A 26168-nucleotide genomic window follows, 5' to 3' on the forward strand; every position below is an offset into this window, starting at 1 on the left:
CTGTCTAAATGGTTTTGTACTTATCATGCAGTAGTGTATTTATAAGGTTTGATACAGTAGCCCTTTCCCGTTTTTAGTTGGCAGTTTTACCGGACGCGTGGCGAGCCTCCCGTATTTTGGCGAAGCCAAAACAGGGAGCAAAGCCGCGCGACGCAAGGGGTCTCCGAGAATCGAGGAGACCACCACTCGCACCGCTCAAACGTAAAAGCGTGTCCCCCATAACCTGCAAAGCAGGAGGGGGACGAAAGCGACTCACAGCACATATTCACATCAGAAAATCCGCCACCCGCCGGTCATCCGCAACATTCCGGGTGTCCAGAGGGCAGCGCCCTCGGGGCCCTCCCTTGAAAGGGAGGGTTTGGGAGGGATCGAAAAAGGTTTTAGGCTTTAATATCTTTTACGACGCACACGACTCGCACTCTTCAATCGTCAGCGCACGGCTGCGGACGTAGTACGTCGTTTTGATGCCGGCTTTCCAGGCGTGAAGGTGAAGCTCCAGGAATTCCGTCGCCCGAATATCCGGACGAACGTACAGATTGAAGCTTTGAGCCTGGTCGATGTGGCGCTGACGCGCCGCGGCCATCTTGATGGACCAATGCTGGTCAATCAGGAATGCCGTTTTGTAATACCAGATCGTCTTCTCGGACAGGTCCGGAGCCGGGTTGGCGATCTTGTAGGTCGTTTTTTCCTCGTAAGACAGAAGGTCGTACAGCGGATCAATGCTGGCGGTGGAGCCGGCAATGATCGAAGTCGAGCCGTTCGGTGCGATGGCGAACAGCCAGGCGTTGCGGACGCCGTTCTGCTGCACTTCCTGCTGGAGCTCTTTCCACTGCTCGGTGGTGACGAACTTGCCTTCATGCTCGCCGTCGACATAACCGCGGCTTGTGAAGTAAGCGCCGTTCTCCCAGTCGGAGCCTTTGAACTTCGGATAGTGGCCTTTCTCCTTGGCCAGCTCCATGCTGGATTTGACGAGCAGGTAGTTGATTTTTTCGTACAAATTGTCGTTATATTCAACCGCTTCGTCGGACTCCCAACGGATGCCTTTAAGGGCGAGCAGGTGATGCAGGCCGAAGGTGCCGAGTCCAACCGCGCGGTATTGGCTGTTCGTATATTGGGCTTGCAGGACTTCAATGTTGTTAATGTCGATGACGTTATCCAGCATGCGTACCTGGATCGGCACCAGACGGTCCAGCACATTGTCCGGAACGGCACGGGCCAGGTGAATCGAGTTCAGGTTGCAGACGACGAAGTCGCCGGGAACCTTGGAAATGACGATCCGGGTTTGGCCGTCCTTGGTCACGAGTTCTTCTTTTTCCACCACGGTGGCGGATTGGTTCTGCATAATTTCGGTGCACAGGTTGGACGAGTAGATCATGCCATGTGCACGGTTCGGGTTCGCACGGTTGACGGTATCCCGGTAGAACATGTACGGCGTGCCGGTTTCCAGCTGCGATTTCATGATGCGCTTCATGATGTCGATCGCAGGCACCGTAATTCTTGGAAGCAGCGGGTGGGCAACCGCTTCGGCGTACTTCTCGCGGAACGAGCCTTGACCTACCGTTTCGTCATAATAATCCTCAAGACCCGCAGGACGGCCGTTGGCATCCTTCCAGCCCATGATTTTCTTCACTTCATGCGGGCAGAACAGGCTCCACTCGCTGCGGGCCTCAACGGCCTCCATGAACAGATCCGGCAGGCACACGCCATGGAACACGTCATGCGCTCTCATGCGCTCGTCGCCATTGTTCAGCTTCAGATCCAGGAAGGCCAGGATGTCTTTGTGGAAGACGTCCAGGTAGACCGCAACCGCACCTTTACGGGTACCGAGCTGGTCAACGCTGACCGCCGTGTTGTTCAACTGGCGGATCCAAGGAATGACGCCGGAGCTGGTGTTCTTGTGACCGCGGATGTCGGAGCCGCGCGCCCGGACTTTACCGAGGTAAACGCCGATGCCGCCGCCCATTTTGCTGAGACGGGCCACGTCGGTATTGGAGTCGAAAATCCCTTCCAACGAGTCGTCCACCGTGTCGATAAAGCAGCTGGACAGTTGTCCAGCAACCTTCTTGCCGGCGTTGGACATCGTTGGCGTAGCGGCGGTCATGTACAGGTTGCTCATGGCCCAATACGCTTCCTTCACGAGCTCAAGGCGCTTGTCCTCTGGCTCAGTATGCATCAGGTACATGGCGATGACCATGTAGCGCTCCTGCGGGAGCTCCATAACGCGTCCGTCGAAATCATGCGCCAGGTAGCGGTCGGACAGGGTCAGCAGACCGATATAGTCGAACAGCAGGTCGCATTTGTAATCGATGCAGCGGCCCAATTCTTCAATTTGCTCTTTTGTATAGCAGGTGAGGAGCTCCTCGCGGTAGATTCCTTTTTGCACCAGCTCGGTAATGAGAGGGTAGAACGCACCATATGGCTCGTCAGGATAGGCTTTGTAGCGGCGGTTGTAAGCGGCCTTCTTGTACAGGGAGGTCAGCAGTGAGCGCGCTGCGGCGAACTTCCAGTTCGGCTCCTCCTTGGTGACCAGCTCAAGCGCCGACATCGTGAACGCGCTGCTGATTTCGTCGCCGGTGACTTCCTCGCGGCGCAGTTTGCTCTGCACGCCCCGGAGGAGGCGCTCCTTGTCCAGGGTCTCCAGCCCCTCCAGGATTCGGTCGGCATAAACGGAGAGACGGATTTCATCAAAAGCCAGCTGGCGGTTGTTCGGTTTGGTAACGAGCTGCGGCATGGTGCAGATCTCCTTTCAAAGTTTGTATATTTGGTATAACGGAAAGTAGGACGATGCTGTTAAGAGGGAGCTCTTGCTGTGCTTGCCCATACAAAAGGCATTTCCGAAGAACCTGAAGCACAGGTACGAAAATGCCGCTAGATCCCGTATGCCCTATTTACGAGCATGGGAAAAAATATCTATCACCCTATGTATAGATATCGACTGGCATCACGCACCTATTCCTCGTAGGCCTTTCGTGAGACAAAACAGGCAGGTCTCCTGACTCCCGAAAATGCGATATTCGGCGCCTTCCCGTCCGCGTGACGGACAGTGGCCTCAGCCGATATCGTGCCGAAAGCTCGGAGCTCTCGGCCTTCCGGTTACAGTGGCGGGACCGTGACGGATTCACACCGTGCTTCCCTATTATGAACGCCTGGCAAATCGAGCCGTGTTCACCTGTTTCCACTATATTTGGTTGCTTTCATACTAATTTAACCCAATATATTGTGTTTGTAAACCTAGTTCCTCTTAAAAGACGAGCAATGAGAATTATACCAGATGGACCCCCGGGGCGCTACTGTGAACCATTGGAGATTAGGCTCTAGAGGGGGGGAAAAGGTAGAAATCGGGCGGAATTTGCAGGAAAAACGCGAATAAAAAATTTTGCGGGCTATCCTTTTGCGATTCCATAGGCGGTCGGGTACAATAAAATTAGGAATAAAGTTCGATCCGCTTGTAAAAGGATAAAGGAGGCGCACGACCATGGCAATTGCAGAGGTAACGGTCATTCCGATCGGAACGGCCACGACCAGCCTGAGCTCCTATGTGGCACAAATGCAGCAGGTGCTGGCGGAGCAGAAGGGGATCAGCTACGAGCTGACGTCGATGAGCACGATCATTGAGGGAGCTCTTCCGGATGTATGGCAGGCGATAGCAGCCCTTCACGAAGCCCCGTTCCTGGCCGGCGCGCAGCGCGTATCCACTTCGGTCAAAATCGACGACAGACGGGACAAAGCCTCAACCAGCGCCCAGAAGCTGCAATCGGTCCGCAACAAATTGAAGTAAATTCCAATCGCAATGAAGTATTGCATTTTGGAGAAGAAGTTGTATAATAGTTTTTGTTTGACGGAAAATTTCATTTTCCACGCTGGTGTAGCTCAGGGGTAGAGCAACGCACTCGTAATGCGTAGGTCGGGGGTTCAATTCCCTTCACCAGCATCTTTCATAAGCCTTACAGGACGCGGTTTTCCGGATTTCGGAGACCGCGTCTTTTTTGTTGATTTGGGCGATCTTCTACCATTTTTCTGCCCTTTAGTCGAGTAAAGCGTGTTTTTTCCATCAATTAAAAGAAAATGAATTTCCCCTGACAACTGTCGCAGGTCCTAGCAGTGCAGCATGAGCAATCCAGAGGCGTGCAAGGTATTCCAAATTAGGACAAGATTCAGGAATGATAAAGACCTATATGTAAGAACCAATTACCTATACAGGGCATATAGTATGGTGGCTCATAAAAACTTCCTTGATGTAAGGCAAAGCCCGCTTTCGAAGCGGGCGTTTTCAATCAGGAAAAAAATCAAATCTTAAGTGCGTTTACCCATACCAAATGGTGGAATGTACATATTGTAATATTAACTTTCTTACAAAGGAGGTACATGTATGAGCGACGGTGTTGTTGGTGGCGTAGGATACGGTTACGGTTTGCACAGCAACGTAGGTGCTATCCTGGTGCTCTTTATTTTGTTGGTAATTATTGTTAAGGCATTCTGTTGGTAATAAAAAGTCATGAATGAGGAAGCCCCTGCTGGCTAAGTGCTGGCAGGGGCTTTTTTTATTATAAATAAAGTAGTTTCTCACTATCTAGGCACGTACAAGTTGGATTACTAGGGTAGCACGCGTTGTACTAATCCCGCCAGCTAGCCGTGGGCTCACTCGGGACCGAGGAAAAATAGTCTTTTAAACCGCTGACTCTGTCCACAACGCTGAAAGGTTTCTTTCATAGAATAAAACTGATCCTATGAAGAAAGGGGAATATCACATGAGCGAAGTTGGTGGAGTTGGTTATGGTGGCGGCTGGTCGACGAGCGTCGGTATCATTCTTGTCCTCTTTATTCTGCTTGTCATCATCGCTAAAACTTGGGGATACTAATTGCTGAAAGGTCCTTAGCCCGCCTGATCGATCCGGGGGCATGAGACCAGCACAAGCGCAGTGATCCGTTACGGGTCCTGCGCTTTTTTTATATATTATCATCGGTGAAATTTTCAGCGGACAAACGCCTAGCCGTAACGGCGGAGAGCTGAGAGTGATCTAGCCGCCGGAGGGCTTCCCGATACCGATGATGCCTGAGCTGGCCGATGAGCACAGCCCTGGGATCACTTATATGAATCGAGAAGGCTGACAGCTGCACCATATTTCTGTAGTTCTTAGCACAGCGCGCCAATCCTGAATAATCCCGGGACCCCTGGGTAAAATACGGGGGATCATTCCTAGAGGAGGTAAACAGCAATGACGATGGTTCGCGACGTAATGACCAAAGACGTAAAGGTATGCGCACCCCATGATTCGATCACGGCTGCGGCGCAAATCATGCGCGATGTCAACTGTGGATCGGTTCCGGTCTGCGAAGGCAAAAAAGTGGTAGGTATGATTACCGACCGCGATATCGTGCTGAACTGCGTAGCTGCGGGGAAAGACCCGGGCAGCGTACACTGCCATGACTGCATGACAAGCGATGTCATTTCGTGCTCGCCGGACACCGATGCCCACGAGTGCGCGAAATTGATGGCCGACCATCAAATCCGCCGCATCCCGGTTGTAGAGAACGGAGAAATGGTAGGGATCTGCGCCATTGGCGACCTGGCGACGATGAACATCCACATCAACGAAGCCGGCGATGCCCTCAGCCAAATTTCTGAACCTCTCCATTAAGAGGACGGTGCGCCAGGGAAACTAATTCGCTGCAGAAGCACCCGTAAAGCGAAAGCGCGATACGGGTGCTTTTTCGTCTATTGTGGCGTTCAGATTTTCTGTTGACTTCAGGCCAGTCGCTCATTACAATAGTTTGTAACAACATAGGCGATGGAGTTCGCCTTTAACCGCCCGTGAGCTAATGACTCCTACCAGTGCAGACACTGGTAGGAGTCTATTTTTTTGCAGACATTCGGCACCGGGACAAGCAGGGGAGCGGTAATTTGCCCCTGAATGAGGAACAATAGGAAATACATCATAGCTGGGGGGAAACCGCTGTAATGGGAAAACGGATGACGAGGGGAAAACGCAGGTTATATGTATACGCAGGCAAATTCATGCATCTCGCGCTGCTTGGCTATATCGTGAAGTGGTCGGTCATCGGGAGTCTGGTGGGGGTGCTTACTGGCTCCGGATCGGCCTTGTTTCTGGCAGCGCTGGATGCCGTTACGCAGCAGCGTCTGCAGCACCCATGGCTCCTGTGGCTGCTTCCATTTGGGGGTGCCTTGGTAAGCTACCTGTATTGGAAATACGGCAAGGACGCGTCCAAGGGCAATAACTTGATACTGGAGCAGATTCATGACGGCGGCGGAGCTATTCCGCTGCGCATGGCTCCGCTCGTCCTGTTCGGAACGATTCTGACCCATTGGTTCGGCGGCTCGGCCGGACGGGAAGGAACGGCGGTGCAGATGGGTGGGAGCTTATCGGAATGGATCGGCAAGAGACTTCGGCTTAGCCCAGCCGACCGTCGCATCATTCTGATGTGCGGCATCAGCAGCGGTTTTGGCTCGGTCTTTGGGACGCCGCTCGCCGGAACAGTCTTCGGGCTGGAGGTGCTTGCGTTGGGGATGATCCGTTACGAAGCGCTGTTTGCCTGTTTTGTGGCGAGCTTTATCGGGGATTTGACCACGAAGGCCTGGGGAATTCATCATATTCATTATTCCGTAAACACAATTCCGTCGATCACGCTGATCACGGTGCTGAAGGTCGTGCTCGCGTCGATGGTGTTCGGCCTGGCCAGCATTTTGTTCAGCGAGCTGACGCATTGGCTGAAGGCGCGGTTCACCGGCTGGTTCCGGAATCCGGCGGTCAAGAGCTTTGCCGGGGGCTGCATCCTGATTGCCATTGTCTACGCGTTCGGCACAAGGGAGTACCTCGGGCTTGGCCTTCCGCTGATCAGCGATGCTTTTGAAGGGACGGCGCCAAAGCTGGCGTTTCTCTGGAAAACCGTGTTCACTTCGATTACGCTGGGGGCCGGATTTCAAGGCGGAGAGGTGACTCCGCTCTTCGTCATCGGCGCAACGCTGGGCAGCACGCTGGCGGACTTGCTCCATCTAGCGGTGCCGTTTATGGCAGCCCTCGGTTTTATCGCAGTGTTCAGCGGTGCGACCAATACCCCGATTGCCTGCTTTATTATGGGGATCGAGCTGTTCGGTTCGGGGAATTTGGTATACATGTTCATCGCCTGCGTCGTCAGTTATTATTTTTCCGGGCATACCGGCATCTATGTGTCGCAGCGGATCGGGGTGTCCAAGTCCAGGCTGCTGCGCCTGCCGGAACAGGCGACGCTGGCTTCGGTCCGAGGGAAGAAGGGAAGAAAGAAGGAGAAAAGGGAGCGCGCCTAATTTTTTTAGCAAGACATCTTCCCCTCTGGGCGCCCTGGGCATATGCTATCCCATCATCGATTGGAGGGATTGCATTGTCTTCTGGAAAGAAAGCCCAAGTGAAACACTTAGCATGGCATGAAACATTGGAAATGCATGAGCTGGTAGCAGCACAGTCCAACGACCTGATTTGCCTGAAAATGGACATCGGCAAGGTCACCGATCCGCAGCTGCACGCCCTGTATAAAGAGGCTATTATGAGCCTGGAGCAAAACATAAAGGACCTGCTGCAGTTTTATCCGCAAGCACCGGTCCCGGGAGCGAGAGGCGGCAAAGCCGAAGCGGCAGACATGACGGGCTTTTATGCCGGCCATTTGCTGGGCAAGGCCAAAGGTTGGGTTCGCAATTACGCGCTTGCGATTACGGAAACGGCAACACCGGCCTTAAGGGAGGTTTTCGTTAAGCATCTGAACAATGCGATTAAACTCCATGCCAAGGTTTTTGAATTCATGGAGGAGCGTTCGATGTACCCTGCTTACGATCTGGAGCGGCTCCTGGCCAATGATATGGAAAATGCGAAAAAGGCGTTAAGCATGTAACATCTGCACCCCTGGGGCAAGGGGAAAAAGAGATATCGAGGAAAGTCCGGGAGCCTGGTCCCGGACTTTCCTCGTTTTTTCGCCGAAATCCTGCACCATGAAGCCGGGCCTCCCCAGCAGTTGGCTTATGCAGTATACTTTCGTTAAAGTCATAAATAGTTTACGTGAAACGGATTAACAGTTCAGGAGGTGAACAGGTATGATTATGGTCAGTTCTTGTCTGGCCGGACTGAAGGTTCGCTATAATGGAACCGACAGTCTGAATGAAGTCATTCAGCAAATGGTGGCGCAGAACAGGGCAGTGACGGTCTGCCCCGAACTGCTGGGGGGATTCGTCACCCCGAGAGAGCCTGCGGAGATCGTAGGCGGGGATGGGAGGGACGTGCTGGAGGGCCGGGCAAGGGTTGTTGAGAAATCGGGCCGGGACGTCAGCGGCATGTATATTCAGGGGGCTCACCGGACGCTGGAAAAAGCCCGTGAAGTCGGTGCGTCCATGGTGGTGCTCAAAGAATACAGCCCCTCCTGCGGAAGCGCCATGATTTATAACGGTTCCTTCGCCAATGAGAAGGTGGCCGGCAGCGGGGTGACGACCGCTCTGCTGGAACGGGAGGGCATTCGGGTGATGTCCGAAGAGACGTTTCTGGAGGCTCTGGACTCAGGTCTCCTCTAAAATCGCTGGCATCGCTCGTCCATCCCGTGAAAGTTTCGGACAAGTTTGCCGGGGCGGATGAATATATATGACCTTAAAGGAGGTCATATGATGCTCAAGAAGAAACGGTTTCGCAACTATGCGCTTTGGATCAGTATGGTCTCGCAGGTGCTTCTGCTGGTGCAGCTGATCGGTCATCTCACCGGAGCGTTTGAACTGTCGGATATGAAGCGGCAAGAGCTTGTGGCGGCCGCGGACCTGGTGCTCGGAATTTTGGCGACGCTGGGGATTATCTCCAATCCGACCAAGCCGAACAGTGGCGGATATAATTTGTAGACGGGAACCCTGCCGTGCAGCCGTCAGCTGCCGGGCAGGGTGTTTTTTTGAGATGCAGGCTCCGGAGACTTTGGATTCCTTACGTATCGCAGGTCAAAAAGGAACGGAATCCGCGGGGAAGCAGCCCTTCTTGGCGGCGCGATTTCGGGTAGGAACGATCTGTCCCGTTTGATATGATGGAAAGAAAGACTTGCCGGGAGGAGAAGCTTCATGAAAATACTGGTATCAGGATTTGAGCCCTTTGGCGGAAATGCGGTCAATCCGACGGAGCAGCTCGTGCGGGATATCCGGGAGGAGACGTTTGCGGAGGCCGAGATCCGGACGGTTCTGCTTCCGGTCCATTATGACGAATGTGCCGAAAGGCTGCTTGAGGTGGTGCGTGACTATCAGCCGGACGCCGTAATCTGCTGCGGCCTGGCCGCAGGCCGGACGGCGGTAACGCCGGAGCGGATCGCGGTGAACGTCAAGGACGTGGCGCCGGAAGCGGCATACGCCGACAACAAAGGGGAGAGGCCGCAGGATCTGCCCATTAATCCGGCAGGACCGGACGGATTGTTCTCGCGGCTGCCGATCCGAGAGGCCGTGAACCGGCTGAAGGCGGAGGGGATTCCGGCTGCCGTGTCCGAGTCGGCCGGCACGTTTATTTGCAACAACACGATGTACGCTGTGCTGGATTATATCCGTGAGCAGAAGCTGTCAACGCTGGCGGGTTTTGTCCATTTCCCGGCCTCTACGGAAATGGCGCTGCAGAAGCCGGGCCTGCCTTCGCTGCCGCAGGAAATGATGCTGCAGGCGCTGCGCGTGATCATCCATGCGACGATTGATGCGGCAAAGCAGCAGCGGCAGCCCGCGGTGTAACGGGTATCGCTCACCGCCTGACACCTCCAGGTGCTTGTTCAAAACAAGCTCCGGGGGTGTTTTTTTTGCTGTTATTGCCTTTCGCCGGCTTGCTGAACCGGACGCTTGAAAAAACCGATCAGGCGGTCCTGATGCGGCACGATCTGTACAAGCTCCCAGCCATGGCGCCCCCACGAGGACAGCGCATAATTAAAGTCCACCGCCGTGTGGCCGCGGTATGATTGCACGTATTCGAGCAGCCCCGCGTCCGTCCCGTATTCCCATTCCAGCGGCTCGTCGCCGGCGGAATGACGGTAACGCTGGGGCAGTCCGCTTAGGCGCACGCCTGAGGTACAGAGTGCTTGGAGAATGGCTTCTTGCTCCGTTTCTTCCAGGGCTAAAAAGCGAGGCGGCTGCGGGAGATGAAACCGGGCGTGAGAATGGAAAATTTGCAGCACTGCCGTGCCGCACGGATTACCGGTTTCGTCTCTGACCACATACCATACGCATCGCTCACGCTCCTCGGGCGGGCCCCAGTTCTCGACTGACTCCGACAAGCGGAATCCGGCGGGGACCTCGTATCCCGACTTCCGCACCTCCTCGCAGATCGGACCCATCAGCTGTTGAATATAGACGCCGTACGCGCGGTCGCCGAATTCCGCAAACATGCTGCTGAGTTCCTCTGCATGCTCTTGAAGAATCGCCTCCCAAATTTCGCCCAGGTACCGGTTCATGGACCGGACTACCGAATAAATTGGATTCATATAAAACTCCCTTCACATCGTAAAATTTTGCCTAGGCTGTTCTGATTCCGTTGCGGAATACCACTGCCCATTAATCTAATGTGTTTAGATTAATCTAATGGGATTAGAATAATGGCGTATGCTATAATTGTCAAGTGAAAAGGAGGGCTCATCGATGGCCAGAAAACGAACGGTGCCCCAGCATCCCTTCTCCGGCACGGGGGAACAGGAGGAGCTGCACATTCCACTAGACCGTGACCGGATTGTCCGGACGGCGCTCCGCGTGTTGAATGAATTTGGCTTGAAGGAGCTGAGCATGCGTAAGATTGCCGATGAGCTCCAGGTAAAGACCGCTTCCCTGTATTATCATGTGAAGGATAAAGAACAGCTGCTCCAGCTTATCGGGGATAAAATAAGCGAAGAAATGGACAGGCCCGACCCGGACCTGCCTTGGCAGGAACAGCTGATCCAGTGGGGGCATGCATTCCGGCGCGTACTGCACCGCTACCGTGATGCGGTGGACCTGTTCAATGGCGGCATCGCCATGGGATACCACCGTCTGCTGCAGATTGAAAGACTGTACCAAATCTTTGCGTCGGCCGGATTTGCGGACGGTCACATCCCGTGGATGGCATCCATGGTGAAGAACCATGTGCTCGGCTTTGTGGCCGAGGAGGTGCGGCTGAAGGGGATGGCCGGTTCCGGCGAGGAAGCACAGGCTCAGCTCAGCGAGGAGTACGCCCGGTTCTTCCGCAGTTTGCCAAGCGAGCAGTTTCCGAATATGATCCGGCTGGCTTCCCATACGACCGATACCGGATGGCAGGAGGAATTCGAATTCGGGCTGGACGTCCTGATGGACGGCTTCCGGCAGAGGCTGACCGACTGATCCGGCGCTAAACAGAAAATCAGGGGGACTAGGAAGTCCGCCCTGATTTTTTTCCGTAAAACACTGCGAAGTCCAAATACTTGTACATACAGTCCACGTCTTCCAAGCCGGCCTCTTCCATCCACTGCATCTGGTCGGCGGCGGTAGCGTTGATATCCAGGCTTCTGCGTTCAATCGACGCCTGAATGGCTTCTTCCGGCAGACCGCTTGCCCTGATTTCTTCCAGCCAGCGTCTCCGGTAATATACGTCCGCCTGATCGGTATGGCCCTTCACCTGATCGGCATTGACGAAGATGCCACCTTCATTCAGCAGCCGATGGATCGTGGCGAACAGCTGCCTTTTTTCCGGATGGGACAGATGATGAATGGAGAGGGAAGAGACGACGGCATCGTAAGTTTGCGTAAACGGATAACTGCTGTAATCCCCGGTAACATAATCTACATTCGGTGCCCCGTGAAACCGCCGGCGGGCCTCCTGCAGCATGCTGTCGCTTAAATCCATCAGCGTAAGCCGTGCCTCAGGGTATTTGAGCAGTACCATGCTGGAGAACAGGCCTGTTCCGGCCCCCAGATCCAAAATACATGGAGTAGAATTGCCGCACTCCACCAGGGACAGGGCCATCCCGTAAAAGTCGTCGAAGCAGGGAATCAGTCCCCTCCGCTGCCGGTCATAGTCCTTTGCATTGGCGTCAAAAAGCTTGATCACAGATCTGTCCATCACCATTCTCCTTTACCCGTGGATTGTTGGAATTGACTTCATTGTACCGGCAGCCCGCTCATTATGGAAATATATAAACCGTATTATACTTATAGGTATTTCCTATATCGTTCCTTCCACGGAACAGCATTGATAAGCTCGATAGAGTTGTGGCGGCAAGGTCCTTTACCCCCGGGAACATCGCGCATTTTCATAGGGCAAATGGACTTGAATGATATTTGTCCAAACCGATTCTCCTTACGCGGCATACGATAGAGTATAAACAGGAGAGAGGGGGAGAAACCATGAGTGGTGTAGGAAACCCATTTACCTCAACGGGAGCCATCCTGGTTCTGTTTATTCTGCTCGTCATCATTACCAAATCCTTTATTTATTAATCCATGGGCCCAAGCGGTCCTTGGGCAACGAAGCTCCCGCCCTCCGGCGGGGCTTTCGCCATTTCATAAGAAAGGCAGATACCGCAGTATATACATATGGATTGAAAAAGGAAATATAGACGAGTAAATGGGAGAATGGATTAGTATACAGAGGGAAATAGCGCATACATGCAGTTTTGGGTTCAGACGATTATAACGCTATAATGAAAAACAGTGAACCATCGGACCCGGCGAACCTGAGAGTGGGGAGCCCGCTTGAAACACCCCGTAACATTTCATGAACGGATAGCAGCACGATCAGCCCTACAGATACAACTTTATATATCCACAGGAGGGATTATTTCTTGTTTTTGAACTGGATCAAACAAGGCTTCTTTAGCAATGTCAGAAAAGATATTTTGTCCGGTCTAACCGTTGCCTTTGCGCTTATTCCCGAAGCCATCGCGTTCTCCATTATGGCCGGTGTGGATCCGATGGTCGGTCTCTACGCATCCTTTGTGATTGCCGTCAGCATTTCGTTTTTCGGCGGACGCCCGGGGATGATTTCAGCGGCCACCGGTGCCATGGCATCCTTGATGGGACCGATCGTTGCCAAGTACGGGATCGAGTATTTGTTTGCGACGACAGTGCTGACCGGCATTCTGCAGTGGATCATGGGGGCGCTGAAATTCGGGCGCTTCATCACATTTATCCCGCAATCGGTCATCGTGGGCTTTGTTAACGCGCTGGCGATCGTTATTTTTATGGCGCAGCTGCCGAATTTTGAAGGGGCTACCTGGATCATGTACTTGATGGTGGCCGCAACGCTGCTGATTATTTATCTGTTCCCGCTGCTCACCAAAGCGGTGCCTTCAGCGCTTGTCGCCATTATCGTCATGACGATCATTTCGGTGCTGACCCATGCCGATGTCCGTACGGTAGGCGATATGGGTACCATTACGCAGTCGCTTCCCGCATTTCATGTTCCGTCGGTTCCCTTGTCGTTTCATATGTTCCTGACGATTTTGCCTTATGCGCTGGCGCTCGCCGTCGTCGGCATGACCGAGACGCTCTTGACCGCCAACCTAGTGGATGAGCTGACCGATACCGGCAGCAACAAAAACCGCGAGATCAAGGGGCAGGGCATCGCCAACATCCTCACCGGCTTTTTCGGCGGGATGGCAGGCTGCGCCATGATCGGCCAGACGGTCATCAATGTGAAGTCGGGGGGCCGCTCCCGGCTGTCGACCTTCATTTCCGGCGCCTTTCTGTTGTTCCTGATCCTCGTGCTCGGCGATGTCGTCAAGCAGGTGCCAATGGCGGCGCTGGTGGGCGTTATGATCATGGTATCGGTGGGCACGTTCGACTGGCATTCTTTACGAACGATGAACAAGGTGCCGCTGGGTGACACGATCGTCATGGTCGTGACCGTCGTAATCGTGGTGGCCACGTCCAACCTGGCGATCGGCGTTGTGACCGGAGTCATTCTGAGCGCCCTGAATTTTGGCTGGAAAATGGCGCGTATTCACGCGCAGACCCATATCGATGAACATGGGGTAAAGGTGTACGAAATCAAAGGACAGATGTTTTTCGGAACGATGAACCATTTTGTGCATCTCTTCCATTACCAGGAGGATCCCGAGCAGATTGCGATTGACTTTTCCCACTCCCACGTTTGGGATCAGTCGGGCGTGAACGCCGTGTCCAAGGTGCTGGCCAAGTATGAGGCGCTGAACAAAAAGGTGGCCGTCCGGGGATTGAATCCGGAGAGCCAGCGTATCATCGACAAGATTGGCGTAGCCTCGGTATCGTCCCATTAACCAACTCGTAAAACCTGCATTTTATATACGATATGAGAAAAGCCTTCCGACATGCTGGAAGGCTTTTTGCGTAGTTATCCGCTTGAGGAGCGAACGCTACCTCACCATTTTCTCATAAATATTAAACCCGCTCTCATGCTGGCCCTTCAGCGTAAAGCCGGCCCCGCTGTACAACCGGTTCAAGCCGGGGTTGTCGGCGATGCAGTCGAGACGGATTCGGTCTTTGCCCTGGAACCTTATTCCGGTCAAGGCCCAGTGCAGAATGGCGCTGCCAAGACCCGTCCCCCCGAATTCGCGTTCAATGGCAAGCCGGTGCAGATAGACAGAGGTATCGTGCCCCTCCTCTCCCCACAGGTTGCGGTCCCATTCGCTTGCATGCTGCTGGAGGATGACGATGGCGGCAAGGCGCTCCTCCTTTTTGAACAGGAAGACGTCCCCTCGCAGGACCGCCTCGTCGATATGATGCCGATCCTCGCCGGTCAGCAGCTGATTCCACTGCTTGGAGCCTATGCTCTGAAGCCACTGCGCCGTTCGAAACAGCAGTCCCTGCGCGGCTGCGACATCTTCCGGACCGGCCTGAACGGCACGGATTTCCGGGGTAACCCACTCCTGATTGATGATAAAATGATCTGCTTTTGCCTGCTTCATACATCCACCCTCCAAGCGTTACATATGTTCTTATTGTAAGAAGCCATGAAGAATTAGGCAAATGCTTCATACCGGAGCGGTTTGGAAATTTTTACAAGGCCCAGGTGCTCTGAAAACGTGAGGCGGCAGCCGCGTCCAGGCCGTTAGCAAGCGGTCAGCATTGTATGTACCCGAGGGTTGGGAGGGAGGATTATGAAGAAACAAAACTTTATCGCCATCATGGCACCGTTGGCTGAATTCGACCAGCTGCAGTCGGGCGTGCCGGCATCGCTCACGATCGCCCAGGCGGCCCTCGAATCCGCCTGGGGTACGAGCGAGCTGGCGGTGAAGGCCAACAATCTGTTCGGCATCAAGGGACAGGGCACCGCGGGGAGCATGCGCCTGCAGACCACCGAGTACGTTCGCGGCGTGGCCGGCCGGGTGATAGCCGACTTCCGCGCGTACAACAGCTGGGCCGAATCGGTGGCCGATCACTCAAGCCTGTTGGTGAACGGCGTGTCCTGGGACCGTGACAAGTATGCCGGCGCGCTCCGCACAGACGGGCGATCGGCCGCCGCCGCGATCGGCGCCGCCGGTTATGCCACGGACCCGGAGTATGCAGATAAGCTAATCCGGATTATTGATCAATATAACCTGGACCAATACGATGCCTGGAAGGAGGGGGCGCATATGACTCCTGAGGAAAAGGCGGCATTTAGCGAGCTGCAGAACACGGTTGCGAAGCAGGCGGAATGGATCAAGCAGCAGCAGGCGCTGTTAAGCATGCCCTGCCCGGACTGGGCAAAGGAGGCTTACCGCTATTACAAGCCTTATATTGCTGATGAAACGGGAAGTTATGATTTCTGGCGGCAGCTGGTGATCCAGTACCGCAAAGAGAAGGGAATCAAGGTCGTTTCAGATCAAGACTGACGGCACTTACGGCCATTACGGCCGGATGGTCACCCTTGTATTCACAGGAACGTAGGAAGACAAATCCAGCACATCCTCATTGTGCATCCGGATGCAGCCGTGGGAGACTTCCCGTCCGATAGAGGCGGGATCATTGGTTCCGTGAATGCCGTAATGGGGCTTGGAGAGGCCCATCCACAGCACCCCGAACGGTCCGCCGGGATTTTCCTGTTTATTGACAATCGTGAACTCCCCGGTCGGGGTTTTCGTCACCATTTTTCCGATGCCTACGGGATAGGATTTGACGGTCTGGTCGCCGTCCAGCAAATATAACGTGCGTTCCGACAGGTCGACGATGATCCGGTATTTTGGCATTTGCATCACTCCTTGCTTCCAGAGTATGTTTATAGAGCGGGGGATGCATCCCTCTGCAAGTGAATTTATGGAACGAAGGGGATTGGAACGTGATGCTGAGAAAAAAAATTATCCTCTACTGCACCTTTTCCGTGCTTGTGCTGTTCGCGGCATTTTTCGTCTGGAGGCAGGGCCCTTATGTGTATCATCTGGTTCGTTATCCCGGAAGGCCTCACATCAAAAAGGAAGAGGGCGGTGTTCCGGCTTACAGCTTTATTTCCACGAGACCGACGCCAGGTGCGGTGTATTATAAAAACAAAGTCATCACGCTGATGTACCACGATGTCTCCCCGCGTCCGATCAATGACAAGAGTCTGGATACCGCTGTATTCGAGGAGCAGCTCCAGGCCATGAAGGCAAACGGATTCCATTGGATTACGATGGAGCAGTACGCCGACTTCGTCACCCGGCATCAGCCGGTGCCGGACAACGCCGTGCTGATGACGTTTGACGACGGCTATGAGACGTTCTATACCAATGTGTTCCCGATTCTGAAGAAGTACCACGTGCCGGCAACGAATTTTCTGATCGTGTCGACGGTGGGGAATCCGAAGCATCCCGGACTGCCGAAGCTGACCTGGGCCCAGGTCAAGCTCATGCACCGGAGCGGTATCGACTTTTACAGCCATACGTTTGATTCGCACGCTTATGCTTATGTTCGCCCCGAAGGGAAAACCCATGACAGGCTGGAGCCGATGCTGATGGGACCGGAGCATAACAAAACCACCGGGCATGTGGAGACGGAGCAGGAGTATATTCGGCGGGTGAAGGGTGATTTAACCCGGGCGGATCAAATTCTCCGGAATGAAATCGGCAACCGCCGCGATATTCTCGCTTTTCCCTACGGCGGCTATACGCAGCAGGTGCTGGGTCTCTGCCGCAATCTCGGCATTCAAGTAGTCTTTACCGTCAAACCGGGAATCGACGGCCCCGGGCAGTACATGGGATACCGGGTCAACGCGGGCGGCATGGACAATAACCCGATCGCGCTCATTGAATCGATGAAGCATGCGGAGTCGCTCCGCGGATACAGCAAAGCCGGCTAAGCCTCCTGACGAGAGAAGGAAGTGGCAGTAGGCCGTAAATACATTGGACAATATGGATAACCCCCCGGACATTTCTCCGGGGGGTTTGGCTTTGGCGGCACTGCGGCCGCCTCATATATTTAACCCCTGACAGCCGTTCAAGGCTGCAGTCTGGTTCCTTGTTCTAGTTCGTTAACAGAATAATGACTTCCAAAACAACAAAAGCCCTGCCTCTCTTTTGTCCTTGCGGCTCCGATGACCGCGCCAGCGTGAATCAGAAATAGCATCTTAAATCTCATACTTCGCATTGGGTTATTTCAAAATAGGAAATTAAGTCTTCGAGGTTGAAGATTTATTCTTTCTTGCGGGGAACGAAAAGGGTTAAATGAAGTTATATTTTTATAATATATCACATATTGTTTATAAATGCAATAGGAAATTATATCGCCCACCAGACTTGTATAAATGTGCAAAAGCACCATTTCATACGGAGGGATTTTATGATAAAAGTTGGTTTTTGTCGCTGGTTCATGTCACATTTTGGGATGAAATAACCGATATTCTTAATAGTGCTGCGCCGAACGGCCTATATTGATGAAAAAGGAAGGCTGGCTTATGGATACCGATTCTACCCGTTTGCAGGGGGTTGCCCTGTATTATGCTTTTCGGAACAAATTGGTACGGAATTATATTTTCGGATCGCTATTCGCGGTATGGATCGTGGGCAGCGCTCTCGTTCTGACCACGATCAGCATTTCTCCGCAGGAGATCAAACGGCTGGCGATCATCTTTGCTTGCTCCATGGCGGTCATGGTCGCGGTGGAATCCTGGGTATTCACGCGGCACGTTCGGCCGATCCGGCAGGGCTTGTTCTGCCGGACCTGTATGGTTCAGACCATTGAAACAGCCTACCGTCAGGCACATAAGCTGCCGCAGCTGGCGGTGTTCCGGATTTTGGTACCGCATTTCCTCGGGCTTGCCGTACCTGCGGCCGGCTTGACACTGTGGCAGATGAGCCGTGGCCTTCTTCATTTCCCGCCGATTTATGTTGCGGCTGCGGCAGCCGGCGCCTTCCTCGTAGCCAGCATGCATGCGATGATCGAATTTTTTCTGACGACGGCGACGGTCCGGCCGCTGATGGAGGAATTTCATCGGCTCGCCCAGGAAACGCACCGCATTGAGCTGAATCCGGAGGGGCATGTCGTCTTGTCCATCCGTCCGAAGTTTCTGCTCAGCGCCATGCTGATCGGTACCTCGCCGCTCCTGCTGTTCACCCTGGCTGCCCAGATTCGGCTGGGCAATTTAAACGAGGAAATGATGACCGGGTACTGGGGCTGGGCGGGGCTGATCCTGCTGGTCGACATCATTTTTACGTATACGGGTGCCAGGCTGTTGACCCATGAGGTGGAGCGGCCGATCTCCCATCTGTACGACGCCATGAATCATGTCAAGGACGGCCGGCTGCGGACGGTCCAAAACGTGTATTCGGACGAGTTCTCCCGGCTGGCCACCGGCTTCAACATGATGGTCCGGGCGCTTCAGTCGCGTGAAGCCCAGACCCGGGCGATGCTGGACAGCTACTTTGTGACCCTCGCCGTTGCGCTCGATGCCAGAGACGCCTACACGGCAGGGCATTCCTTGCGGGTGGCCGAATATTCGGAGCTGATCGGGCGGCTCAGCAGGATGACTGAGGAGGATATCAACGTGATCCGCCAGTCGGCGCTGCTGCATGACATCGGGAAAATCGGCATCCGGGACACCGTTCTGTTGAAGGAAGGGCGTCTGACGGAAGAGGAGTTCGACCAAATCAAGGCCCATCCGGTGCTTGGTGAGACAATTCTGAAGCAGATCGAGCCGAAGGATGCCATGGCGCCGCTCCTTCCCGGCGTAAGGTCCCATCATGAGCGATACGACGGGAAAGGGTATCCGGACGGACTGGCCGGGGACGATATCCCGCTGCTCGGGAGAATTATCGCCGTAGCCGACGCCTTTGATGCGATGACTTCGGATCGGCCATACCGTAAAGGCATGGATGTCGCCAAGGCGCTGTCCATACTCGAAGAGGGCGGAGGGACGCAGTGGGATCCGGAATACGCCCGCATTTTTGTCGACTATATGAGAAATCAAAGGTTGGGAAAAGCGGCAGGCGACGATACATAAGCGATGACCAAGGATCGGAAACCAAGAAAACCTCCCGGCCGTGAAGGATGACTTCCGGACGGGAGGTTTTTTCGTCGTTTTGAACGTTGATAAGGAATCAGTTGGCAGCCGAGCGCAGGAACCCTGGCAGACGGAAGAATGCAACCAGGAGGCCGGCGGCCCCGAACGTCAGGAGAATAAGGGCAGGTCCCGCAACGTCGCCGAGATGGGCGCCATGAGCGATAATGTTCTGCAGCGAGTGCAGCGCCCAGTACTGCGGCAGAAAGTGCCCGACGGTCTGTACGGATTGCGGAAGCAGATAGGACGGTACCCACAGGCCCCCCAGCATGGCACCGCCCATGGCAATGACCTGGGTGATGACCATGGCAGCTCCCTCGCCGGGCACCAGGAAGGATAAGCCGAGCCCGATGCCGGTTCCGCAGATGCTGAGGCTGAGCACAATCAAGGTAAGGGCGGCGACGTCGCCAAGCTTGACATCATAGACGAAGTGGCCGAAGGCGAACAGGACGACACACTGGGCGATAACCGTCAGGATGAAGGGCACCCACATCCCGACCAGATACTGCAGCGGCTTTACGCGCGTGCTGCGAATGCGGGACAGAAGGCCGGTTTTCTTTTCGTCAAAGAAGCGGCGGGCCATCGTGATCATAATGTAGAAGACGAACATGACGGTCATGCTGGGGACCATGGAGTCCATATAGCTGATATGGTCGGACGTCGTCGCCACATCCTTAATCTGGATCGGGGAGGCAAGCGCCTGCTCTGCCTGCTCCTTGGAATCTCCCTTGGCCAGCAGGACATCCGTCAGCTTCTGCTCGCGGTATTGGCTGGAAATGCTGCTGAGGATCGCCTGAATCGGCGCAAGCTCGGTCTGTGCGGTGGGATCCTGGTACAGCTGGATATCCGCGGGACTGCCTTCCTTCATGGCTTTCTCGAATCCGGCGGGAATGACGAGCATGGCCGAGAACTGGCCCTGTTTCATTCTGTCGACCTGGTCGTCCAGGGTGGATGACGATTCCAGCTTCACGTCCATAATCCCCTGCATTTGCTTCACAAAGGCTTGGGACGCGGCGGATTGATCCTGGTCGATCGTGCGGATGGATACGGAGGAACTGTCGCCTCCGGCACTGTTGAAAATCGTACCGAACATGGCGATGAACAGGATTGGCATCAGCAGCAGGAAGAAGAAGCTTTTGCGGTCTTTGCGGATCAGCCGCAATTCTTTGATAATCATGGCTCTCATGGGTTTTGCTCCTTTGCTTGTTCATTTCTTTGCTTGTTTCATACGATGAACGATTTATCACCTTAATGAGTGAGAGGGATGCTTGTGAAAAAGAATTAATCCCGGAGTGCGGTACCGGTTACCCGCAGGAATACGTTCTCCAGCGAGGGACGGACGATTTCCAGCTGCTTCACGTCCCAGCTGTGCTGGGAAGCGAGGCGAAGCAGTCGCTGCATCACGCCATGCAGATTTTCCGTTTCCAGCACGTATCCGGAGCCTTCCTTGCGGACCGCGGTTACATCCGGGTCTTCCGGTAGGTGATGGGCTCCTGCAATTTCCACGTAAATGGCCTTCTGTCCGTAATTCTCCAGCAGTTCCCCGAGCGGGCCCATCGCCTTGATCGTGCCCTGATCCATAATGGCCACTTCATCGCACAGCGCTTCGACTTCCTCCATGTAGTGGGTGGAGTAGATGATCGTCACGCCTTCGCGGTTCAGGTCGCGGATCATTTCGAAGATGTGGTTCCGCGACTGCGGATCGATCCCAACCGTCGGCTCGTCGAGAATCAGCAGCTTGGGACGGTGGAGGAGCGCGGCGGCGATGTTAATCCGGCGCTTCATGCCTCCCGAGAACGTGCCGACTTCCTCTTTGGCCCGGTCCAGCAGACCGGTCTGGGTCAGTACCTCGTGGATGCGCTGCTTCAGCATTTTGCCCCGGACACCGTAAGCCTCACCGAAAAACTCCAGATTGTCATAAGCGGACAGCTTATCGTACAGCGTAATTTCCTGCGGGACGTAGCCGATATATTTCGATACGGCGTCCGGATTTTTGGTCGCCTCCTTGCCGAGCAGCCGGACGGAGCCGCTGTCGGCCTGGACAATGCCGGTCAAAATTTTCATCGTGGTGGACTTTCCCGCGCCGTTCGGTCCGAGGAAGCCAAACGAAGTGCCGGCTTTCAGAGAGAAGCTCACGTCCTGGAGCGCCTGTTTCTTCGGATAGGATTTGCGGAGCCGGGAAACCTCTAGCATATAATCGTTGTTATAAGAAGTCTGATTAGATTCGGCGGTGTTGCGAGCCGTCGTTTGGATCATAGGGACAACCTCCTAAAAGTTTTGTGAAGCATAACCTCAAAGTAAAATCGTCGCAGCAAAACTAGCACCGGAAGCATCGGCTAAAGTTTTGTGAAGCAGCATGTTTGCAAAATGACGGGCCGCCGGCAGTACCGGCTCGTGCGGATGAACGAAAGGCTTCCGGCGGCCACGTTGAATATCCCGTTAAGTTTATAGAAGAAAAGCGTTTTGAACTTGCTACAGATCCAGCTTTTTATCCATGACGTATGTCACCGCCCGGATCAGGCCATAGGCTACCGCCCAGCTGCCGATGATGATTGCCGGAAGCTCCCATGGAAAGGGGAAGAACGTCGCCGGTCCTGCGGTTTCCAGCCGGCCTTCAGGCAGCAAATACTCGTTCATGTTGGAGTATACGATGCTGAAGCCTCCCATAAATAGAATCCAGAGGAGCGGTGTCAGCGGCTTGGCGGTGCTGTACATGACGCTAATGGTCAGCATGCCTGCGGCTATGATGAAAGGGGTCAGGCCGGCGACGACGGTCAGCCAGTTAATGCCCGTAATCATAAAAGAGACGGCCATGTCGTAGGTGTAATGATCGATGGTTGAGGTCAGAATAAGCACGTACGCCGATAAGGCGATGTAAATGGCGATCATTGCGATCCATACCTTCAAGCAGTTACCGAGCCATTTGGCGGCAATAAGGCGAAATCTCGGGATCGGGAGCGTCAGCCACCAGCCGTACGTATCGTTGGACCATTCTCTTTTTACAGCGCCGTATCCCAGGAAGAAGATCCAGTAAGGGAAAGCCAGCGTCATATACCAGAAGCTGCTCAGTTCTAGGTCGTTACGTGCCGCCAGATAAGTGGTGACGATGACCACCGCTGCAGCAACAATCAGGATATAAGCGGCACACCAGCTTCTGGATAAGCGGACGCGGTTCAGTTTTCTCCAGCTGCCCCGCACCATAAACTCATGCTGGACAAGGTCCATAAACGTGCCTGATGACATCAACGCTGCCACTCCTTTGCGTACATTTTACGGAATACATCGCGCAGTGAACCGTATTCCGCCCTCAAGCTTTCGGTGTCGCCGGACCAGATCGCCTGACCCTGCTTCATCATGACCGTGTAATCGAACAACCCTTCAACCTCCTGAATATCATGGGTGCTGATCAGGACGGACTGCCCGCTGTCCTCGAGGTAGTCGATGATGCCGGCCACAATCGCCTCCCGTGACATGACGTCGATGCCGGTAAAAGGCTCGTCGAGAATAATGAGGGACACTTCCCGGGCAAGGCACTGAATCAGCATAACGCGGGCTTCCTGGCCCTTGCTCATTCCGCCGATTCTCGCATCCAGTTCAACATCCATATAATCCGCCAGGCGGATTGCCTGTTCCATCGAGAAGCGAGGCAGGAAGGACTCTCCCCATTCGAACGCCTGCCGCACCGTATGGTTCGGATACCAGCGGGCCCGATCGGGGAGGTAGGCGATGTGGCGGTTGGTTTCCCAGCCGGGCTTCGAGCCGAGCACTTCCACGGTGCCCCGGTCTGGCCGGACGAGGCCGGTAAGCATCCGGAATAACGTGGATTTGCCGCAGCCATTCGGGCCCAGAATACCGGTGATCCGCCCTTCGGGAACGGTGATGTTCAGCCCGTTTAGCGCCTGCTTCTTCCCATAGGCCTTGCTTACTTGTTCACATCGCAGTATCGGTGCCGTCATCGCATGGATCCTCCTTCCTCCGCGTCGTATTTTTGTTCAATATAGGACTGGATATCGTTCCAGGTTAGTCCGAGGCTTTCCATTTGATCCATAAAGCTGTCGATATATTTGGCCGCGAGCGCCGTTCGGAACGACCGGACATGCTCCGGGGAAGAGGTGACGAAGGTTCCTTGACCCCGCCGTTTCTCGGTAAGTCCGTCCCGTTCAAGCTCCTGATAAGCCCGCATGACGGTGTTCGGGTTCACCCGAAGCTCTTGAGCCAGCTCGCGCACAGAAGGCATCTTGTCTCCCAATCCAATCTCTCCTTTGGCAATGGCGCTTCGCACCTGATCCAGAATTTGTTCATATAAAGGTTGGCTGAAGTCGATGTGGAACCGCAGCGGGCCAACCTGTTGGTCTTCCATGGCCTTCCCTCCTAAAAGCTCTGCTGGTCTGGAAGCACAGCTTTCCTTCTCGGCATAAGCGCAAACGTTCAGGTCACTTATGTGATTTAAGTGTATTATATCACTTAATACACTTAATGCAATAGGCGATCAATATGTTGGTTAAAATCTTTTTTTCGCACCGGTTTATGGCTATGAAGATTGTGGCAGCATTGCTGGTGCTCGTTGGATTCAGCCCGCGTTCCTGCGGGTAATAAAGAACTACAGGCGGAGCGGATAGTTCCGCCGACCAACAACTTATACCGAGAGGAGCTGATCCTCATGGATCATAACGTATTCAAGGGAAAATGGAATCAACTGAAAGGCGAAGCCAAAAAGCAGTGGGGCGAGCTGACGGATGACGATTTGGATAAAATCGGCGGCGAAAAGGACAAGCTGATCGGCAAGCTTCAGGAGCGCTATGGCCATTCCAAGGACGCCGCGGAAAAAGAGTACCATGACTGGACGCGTTCGCGTCAGCTGTAGGCCTCTTCGTCCTGCGGTCGGCATGTGGAAATAACAAAAGGCGCAGCGAATCTCCGGCAACCGGGGAGCGCTGCGCTTCTTTCGGGTGTTCATCTACATTACCCAAGTACGACCTGACCTCACCTGGATGACTTCAAGCACGCCATCCGCCATAGACTTACCTCAAAGGTCTGACCGGTTTACCCACAAGAAGGTTCCCCATTTACCCGGTATGGGCCGCAACATCAGCGAGAATCCCCCAGCTTCGGCGGGCTGCCGCGGTAATCACGGCTTAGCCCGGCATCGGTTTATATAAATTCTGGATATATGGATCTGCCATGATATGATAAGAGAGCACGGCTAATATCCATCTTCAGGAGTGAGTACATGGATTTTTGCAAAATATTTCTTGGTAACACGGCCCTGCTCATAGCGGCTGCCTACTTGGCCAACCTGGTCTACAAATATGGACTTGCCCGTGCCCCTAAACATGTGAAATACACCTGCTCGGTGCTGTTGATCATCTTTTGCGGATGGCTGAGCATGGTTTTCGGATACAAGCTTAGCGAAAATGTGATTTTCGATCTCCGGATCATCCCCCTCATCATTGCGACGGTTACTTACGCTGAGCCGGTGACGCTGGTCATTATCGGCATCGGCATCGGATTCGCGCGCCTTACGTTCGGCGTGAACGAGGCCTCGGTCGCCGGTTTGTTCAATCTGTGCATTTTGGGCGCTGCGGCGGCACTGCTCAATATTTGGATGAGACGCAAGGGGTTCAGTCTTGTGACCCGCGGCTTCCTGGCCATTCTGGTCTTGAACGTACTGAATTGTATCGATATTGCCTTTTTAGGGGTTATTCCTGCCGCTCATTATTTTGAAACGATCATGCCGGCCACGCTTCCGCTCACCCTCTTGCTGAGTTTGATCTTTTCTTTGATCCTCCGCGATTTTCAGCTTGAAGCAGCCCGCACCATCCAGCTCAAACAAAGCAACGTGCTGCTGTCGGCCCAGGCCGAAGAGCTGCATCAGGCCAAGCGTGTGCTGGAGGAACGGGCCAAAGAGCTGGCGAGGTCCTCGCGCTACAAAACGGAGTTTCTGGCAAACATGTCTCATGAGCTGCGCACTCCTTTGAACAGCATCATCAATTTTGCCGAGCTGATCAGCGACAACGACGACAGCCGCACCAAGGAGGAAATGGCCGAGTACGGTGAAATTATCCACCAGTCGGGCTATGAGCTTCTGCGCATCATCAACGACATTCTGGACTTGTCGAAGGTGGAGGCCGGTCGGCTGGAAATCATGCGTGAAGAGATGAATATCAGTGAAATTCCGCAGCTGCTGCAAATGCATTTTGAACTGGTCGCCCAAAAAGAAAACGTCGGCTTCTCCATCAAGCTGGATCCCTCGCTGCCGGAAACGTTCCGGACCGATCCGAGCCGGGTGCAGCAGATTTTGAGGAATTTGCTGTCCAATGCGTTCAAGTTTACCCATCAGGGAAAGGTGAGCCTCGTCATCCGTGCGGAGCATAACCCGGAGGGAAAGCTTGCGGGCTCATGGATCGTGTTCGACGTTCAAGATACCGGTATCGGTATTTCGCCGCCGCAGCAGCGGCGGATCTTTGAAGCGTTCGCCCAGGCGGACGGCTCCATCAGCCGGAAATACGGCGGGACGGGCCTCGGGCTCTCGATCAGCCGGGACCTGGCGCATCTGCTGGGAGGGTTTATCCGGCTGGAGAGCAAAGTGGGGAGGGGCAGCTGTTTTTCGCTCTATTTGCCGCTGGTAAGCGAAGCGGAGGAATGTGCCACCCTGGAAATCACCCCATCCGCCGGCGGAGTGGAGCAGAAGGCGCTGCTTCCGGGACGCACCGGAACGGTTCCGGGCCTGGAATAACCGTCTTTTCGCTG

At 54.3% G+C, this 26168-nt stretch carries 27 protein-coding genes, 1 tRNA gene, 1 pseudogene and 2 riboswitches; of the genes and pseudogenes, 19 read left to right on the forward strand and 10 right to left on the reverse strand.

The features are described 5' to 3' along the window. Nucleotides 1-397 precede the first annotated feature (397 nt). The gene (locus tag KI379_RS23095) at nt 398-2731 is read right to left on the reverse strand and encodes a ribonucleoside-diphosphate reductase subunit alpha (protein ID WP_212985013.1); all 2334 of its coding nucleotides are present in this window, start codon (nt 2729-2731) and stop codon (nt 398-400) included. Nucleotides 2732-2965: 234 nt separating this feature from the next. Beyond that, a riboswitch (cobalamin riboswitch) is annotated at nt 2966-3188 on the reverse strand. 287 nt (nt 3189-3475) lie between these two features. On the opposite strand from KI379_RS23095, the gene KI379_RS23100 reads away from it, so the two are divergent. From KI379_RS23100 to KI379_RS23145, 11 genes and pseudogenes are all read left to right on the forward strand, one after another. Beyond that, a complete protein-coding gene (locus KI379_RS23100; protein WP_212985014.1) occupies nt 3476-3778 on the forward strand; it encodes an MTH1187 family thiamine-binding protein in 303 nt (100 codons plus the stop codon). 81 nt (nt 3779-3859) lie between these two features. Next, nucleotides 3860-3931 (forward strand) — tRNA-Thr (locus KI379_RS23105). A 438-nt stretch (nt 3932-4369) separates the two neighbouring features. After that, nucleotides 4370-4486, forward strand: coding sequence for a YjcZ family sporulation protein (locus tag KI379_RS23110; RefSeq protein ID WP_208837126.1), 117 nt, complete (start codon nt 4370-4372; stop codon nt 4484-4486). 262 nt (nt 4487-4748) lie between these two features. Further along, nucleotides 4749-4859, forward strand: a complete 111-nt coding sequence (locus tag KI379_RS23115) for a sporulation protein YjcZ (protein ID WP_105445680.1) — start codon at nt 4749-4751, stop codon at nt 4857-4859. A gap of 100 nt (nt 4860-4959) precedes the next feature. After that, nucleotides 4960-5109 (forward strand): annotated as a pseudogene (locus KI379_RS34135) (manganese catalase family protein); the annotation flags it as partial. A gap of 107 nt (nt 5110-5216) precedes the next feature. Next, nucleotides 5217-5639: a CBS domain-containing protein gene (locus tag KI379_RS23120; RefSeq protein ID WP_076172830.1), complete on the forward strand. Its 423-nt coding sequence runs from the start codon at nt 5217-5219 to the stop codon at nt 5637-5639. A 137-nt stretch (nt 5640-5776) separates the two neighbouring features. Continuing rightward, a riboswitch (Fluoride riboswitch) is annotated at nt 5777-5837 on the forward strand. Between the two features lie 134 nt (nt 5838-5971). Continuing rightward, the gene (locus tag KI379_RS23125) at nt 5972-7303 is read left to right on the forward strand and encodes a voltage-gated chloride channel family protein (protein ID WP_212985160.1); all 1332 of its coding nucleotides are present in this window, start codon (nt 5972-5974) and stop codon (nt 7301-7303) included. 131 nt (nt 7304-7434) lie between these two features. Further along, entirely contained in the window at nt 7435-7881 is a 447-nt protein-coding gene (locus KI379_RS23130; protein ID WP_076172970.1) for a spore coat protein, read from the forward strand. 199 nt (nt 7882-8080) lie between these two features. After that, nucleotides 8081-8551 (forward strand): DUF523 domain-containing protein, encoded by a 471-nt coding sequence (locus tag KI379_RS23135; RefSeq protein WP_076172831.1) that lies wholly within the window; start codon nt 8081-8083, stop codon nt 8549-8551. A gap of 87 nt (nt 8552-8638) precedes the next feature. Then, the gene (locus tag KI379_RS23140; RefSeq protein WP_094599702.1) at nt 8639-8866 is read left to right on the forward strand and encodes a phage holin; all 228 of its coding nucleotides are present in this window, start codon (nt 8639-8641) and stop codon (nt 8864-8866) included. 210 nt (nt 8867-9076) lie between these two features. Continuing rightward, a complete protein-coding gene (locus KI379_RS23145) occupies nt 9077-9724 on the forward strand; it encodes a pyroglutamyl-peptidase I (protein ID WP_212985015.1) in 648 nt (215 codons plus the stop codon). 71 nt (nt 9725-9795) lie between these two features. Here KI379_RS23145 and KI379_RS23150 read toward each other — a convergent pair whose 3' ends face one another. Beyond that, nucleotides 9796-10467, reverse strand: a complete 672-nt coding sequence (locus tag KI379_RS23150; RefSeq protein WP_212985016.1) for a DUF6022 family protein — start codon at nt 10465-10467, stop codon at nt 9796-9798. A 154-nt stretch (nt 10468-10621) separates the two neighbouring features. On the opposite strand from KI379_RS23150, the gene KI379_RS23155 reads away from it, so the two are divergent. Continuing rightward, on the forward strand, nt 10622-11332 hold the full coding sequence (locus KI379_RS23155; RefSeq protein ID WP_089549118.1) for a TetR/AcrR family transcriptional regulator: 711 nt from the start codon (nt 10622-10624) through the stop codon (nt 11330-11332). 28 nt (nt 11333-11360) lie between these two features. On the opposite strand, the gene KI379_RS23160 is transcribed toward KI379_RS23155, so the two are convergent. Next, entirely contained in the window at nt 11361-12050 is a 690-nt protein-coding gene (locus tag KI379_RS23160; protein ID WP_212985017.1) for a class I SAM-dependent methyltransferase, read from the reverse strand. Nucleotides 12051-12334: 284 nt separating this feature from the next. Between KI379_RS23160 and KI379_RS23165 the strand changes: the two genes are divergently transcribed. Next, complete coding sequence (locus KI379_RS23165; protein WP_084203986.1) at nt 12335-12427, forward strand: sporulation protein YjcZ; 93 nt, start codon at nt 12335-12337, stop codon at nt 12425-12427. A gap of 344 nt (nt 12428-12771) precedes the next feature. After that, a complete protein-coding gene (locus KI379_RS23170) occupies nt 12772-14226 on the forward strand; it encodes a SulP family inorganic anion transporter (RefSeq protein WP_212985018.1) in 1455 nt (484 codons plus the stop codon). 96 nt (nt 14227-14322) lie between these two features. On the opposite strand, the gene KI379_RS23175 is transcribed toward KI379_RS23170, so the two are convergent. Then, nucleotides 14323-14874: a GNAT family N-acetyltransferase gene (locus tag KI379_RS23175; protein WP_145026811.1), complete on the reverse strand. Its 552-nt coding sequence runs from the start codon at nt 14872-14874 to the stop codon at nt 14323-14325. A 192-nt stretch (nt 14875-15066) separates the two neighbouring features. On the opposite strand from KI379_RS23175, the gene KI379_RS23180 reads away from it, so the two are divergent. Next, complete coding sequence (locus KI379_RS23180; RefSeq protein ID WP_212985019.1) at nt 15067-15783, forward strand: glycoside hydrolase family 73 protein; 717 nt, start codon at nt 15067-15069, stop codon at nt 15781-15783. Nucleotides 15784-15798: 15 nt separating this feature from the next. Here KI379_RS23180 and KI379_RS23185 read toward each other — a convergent pair whose 3' ends face one another. Continuing rightward, entirely contained in the window at nt 15799-16137 is a 339-nt protein-coding gene (locus tag KI379_RS23185) for a L,D-transpeptidase (RefSeq protein ID WP_076172839.1), read from the reverse strand. A gap of 92 nt (nt 16138-16229) precedes the next feature. Here KI379_RS23185 and KI379_RS23190 point away from each other — a divergent pair, with 92 nt between their 5' ends. Together KI379_RS23190 and KI379_RS23195 are read left to right on the forward strand one after the other, a co-directional pair. Further along, a complete protein-coding gene (locus tag KI379_RS23190) occupies nt 16230-17222 on the forward strand; it encodes a polysaccharide deacetylase family protein (protein ID WP_076172840.1) in 993 nt (330 codons plus the stop codon). 594 nt (nt 17223-17816) lie between these two features. Continuing rightward, nucleotides 17817-19361, forward strand: coding sequence for an HD-GYP domain-containing protein (locus KI379_RS23195; protein WP_212985020.1), 1545 nt, complete (start codon nt 17817-17819; stop codon nt 19359-19361). Between the two features lie 97 nt (nt 19362-19458). On the opposite strand, the gene KI379_RS23200 is transcribed toward KI379_RS23195, so the two are convergent. From KI379_RS23200 to KI379_RS23220, 5 genes are all read right to left on the reverse strand, one after another. After that, nucleotides 19459-20604 (reverse strand): ABC transporter permease, encoded by a 1146-nt coding sequence (locus KI379_RS23200; RefSeq protein WP_089549111.1) that lies wholly within the window; start codon nt 20602-20604, stop codon nt 19459-19461. 95 nt (nt 20605-20699) lie between these two features. After that, nucleotides 20700-21674 (reverse strand): ABC transporter ATP-binding protein, encoded by a 975-nt coding sequence (locus KI379_RS23205; RefSeq protein WP_244879412.1) that lies wholly within the window; start codon nt 21672-21674, stop codon nt 20700-20702. Between the two features lie 216 nt (nt 21675-21890). Continuing rightward, complete coding sequence (locus tag KI379_RS23210; RefSeq protein ID WP_089549110.1) at nt 21891-22661, reverse strand: ABC transporter permease subunit; 771 nt, start codon at nt 22659-22661, stop codon at nt 21891-21893. Further along, entirely contained in the window at nt 22661-23374 is a 714-nt protein-coding gene (locus KI379_RS23215; protein WP_089549109.1) for an ABC transporter ATP-binding protein, read from the reverse strand. Before KI379_RS23215 ends, KI379_RS23210 begins: the two co-directional genes overlap by 1 nt. Beyond that, nucleotides 23371-23778 carry a GntR family transcriptional regulator gene (locus tag KI379_RS23220; RefSeq protein ID WP_076172845.1) on the reverse strand — a complete coding sequence of 136 codons (408 nt, stop codon included), beginning with the start codon at nt 23776-23778 and terminating at the stop codon, nt 23371-23373. The genes KI379_RS23215 and KI379_RS23220 overlap by 4 nt, the downstream gene beginning before the upstream one ends. A 300-nt stretch (nt 23779-24078) precedes the next feature. Here KI379_RS23220 and KI379_RS23225 point away from each other — a divergent pair, with 300 nt between their 5' ends. Then, on the forward strand, nt 24079-24282 hold the full coding sequence (locus tag KI379_RS23225) for a CsbD family protein (protein WP_076172846.1): 204 nt from the start codon (nt 24079-24081) through the stop codon (nt 24280-24282). Between the two features lie 366 nt (nt 24283-24648). Beyond that, a complete protein-coding gene (locus tag KI379_RS23230; protein WP_212985021.1) occupies nt 24649-26154 on the forward strand; it encodes a sensor histidine kinase in 1506 nt (501 codons plus the stop codon). Nucleotides 26155-26168 lie beyond the last annotated feature (14 nt).

Origin of the sequence: Paenibacillus cineris (genome assembly GCF_018333335.1) — a bacterium.
Lineage (GTDB): Bacteria > Bacillota > Bacilli > Paenibacillales > Paenibacillaceae > Paenibacillus_AQ > Paenibacillus_AQ favisporus.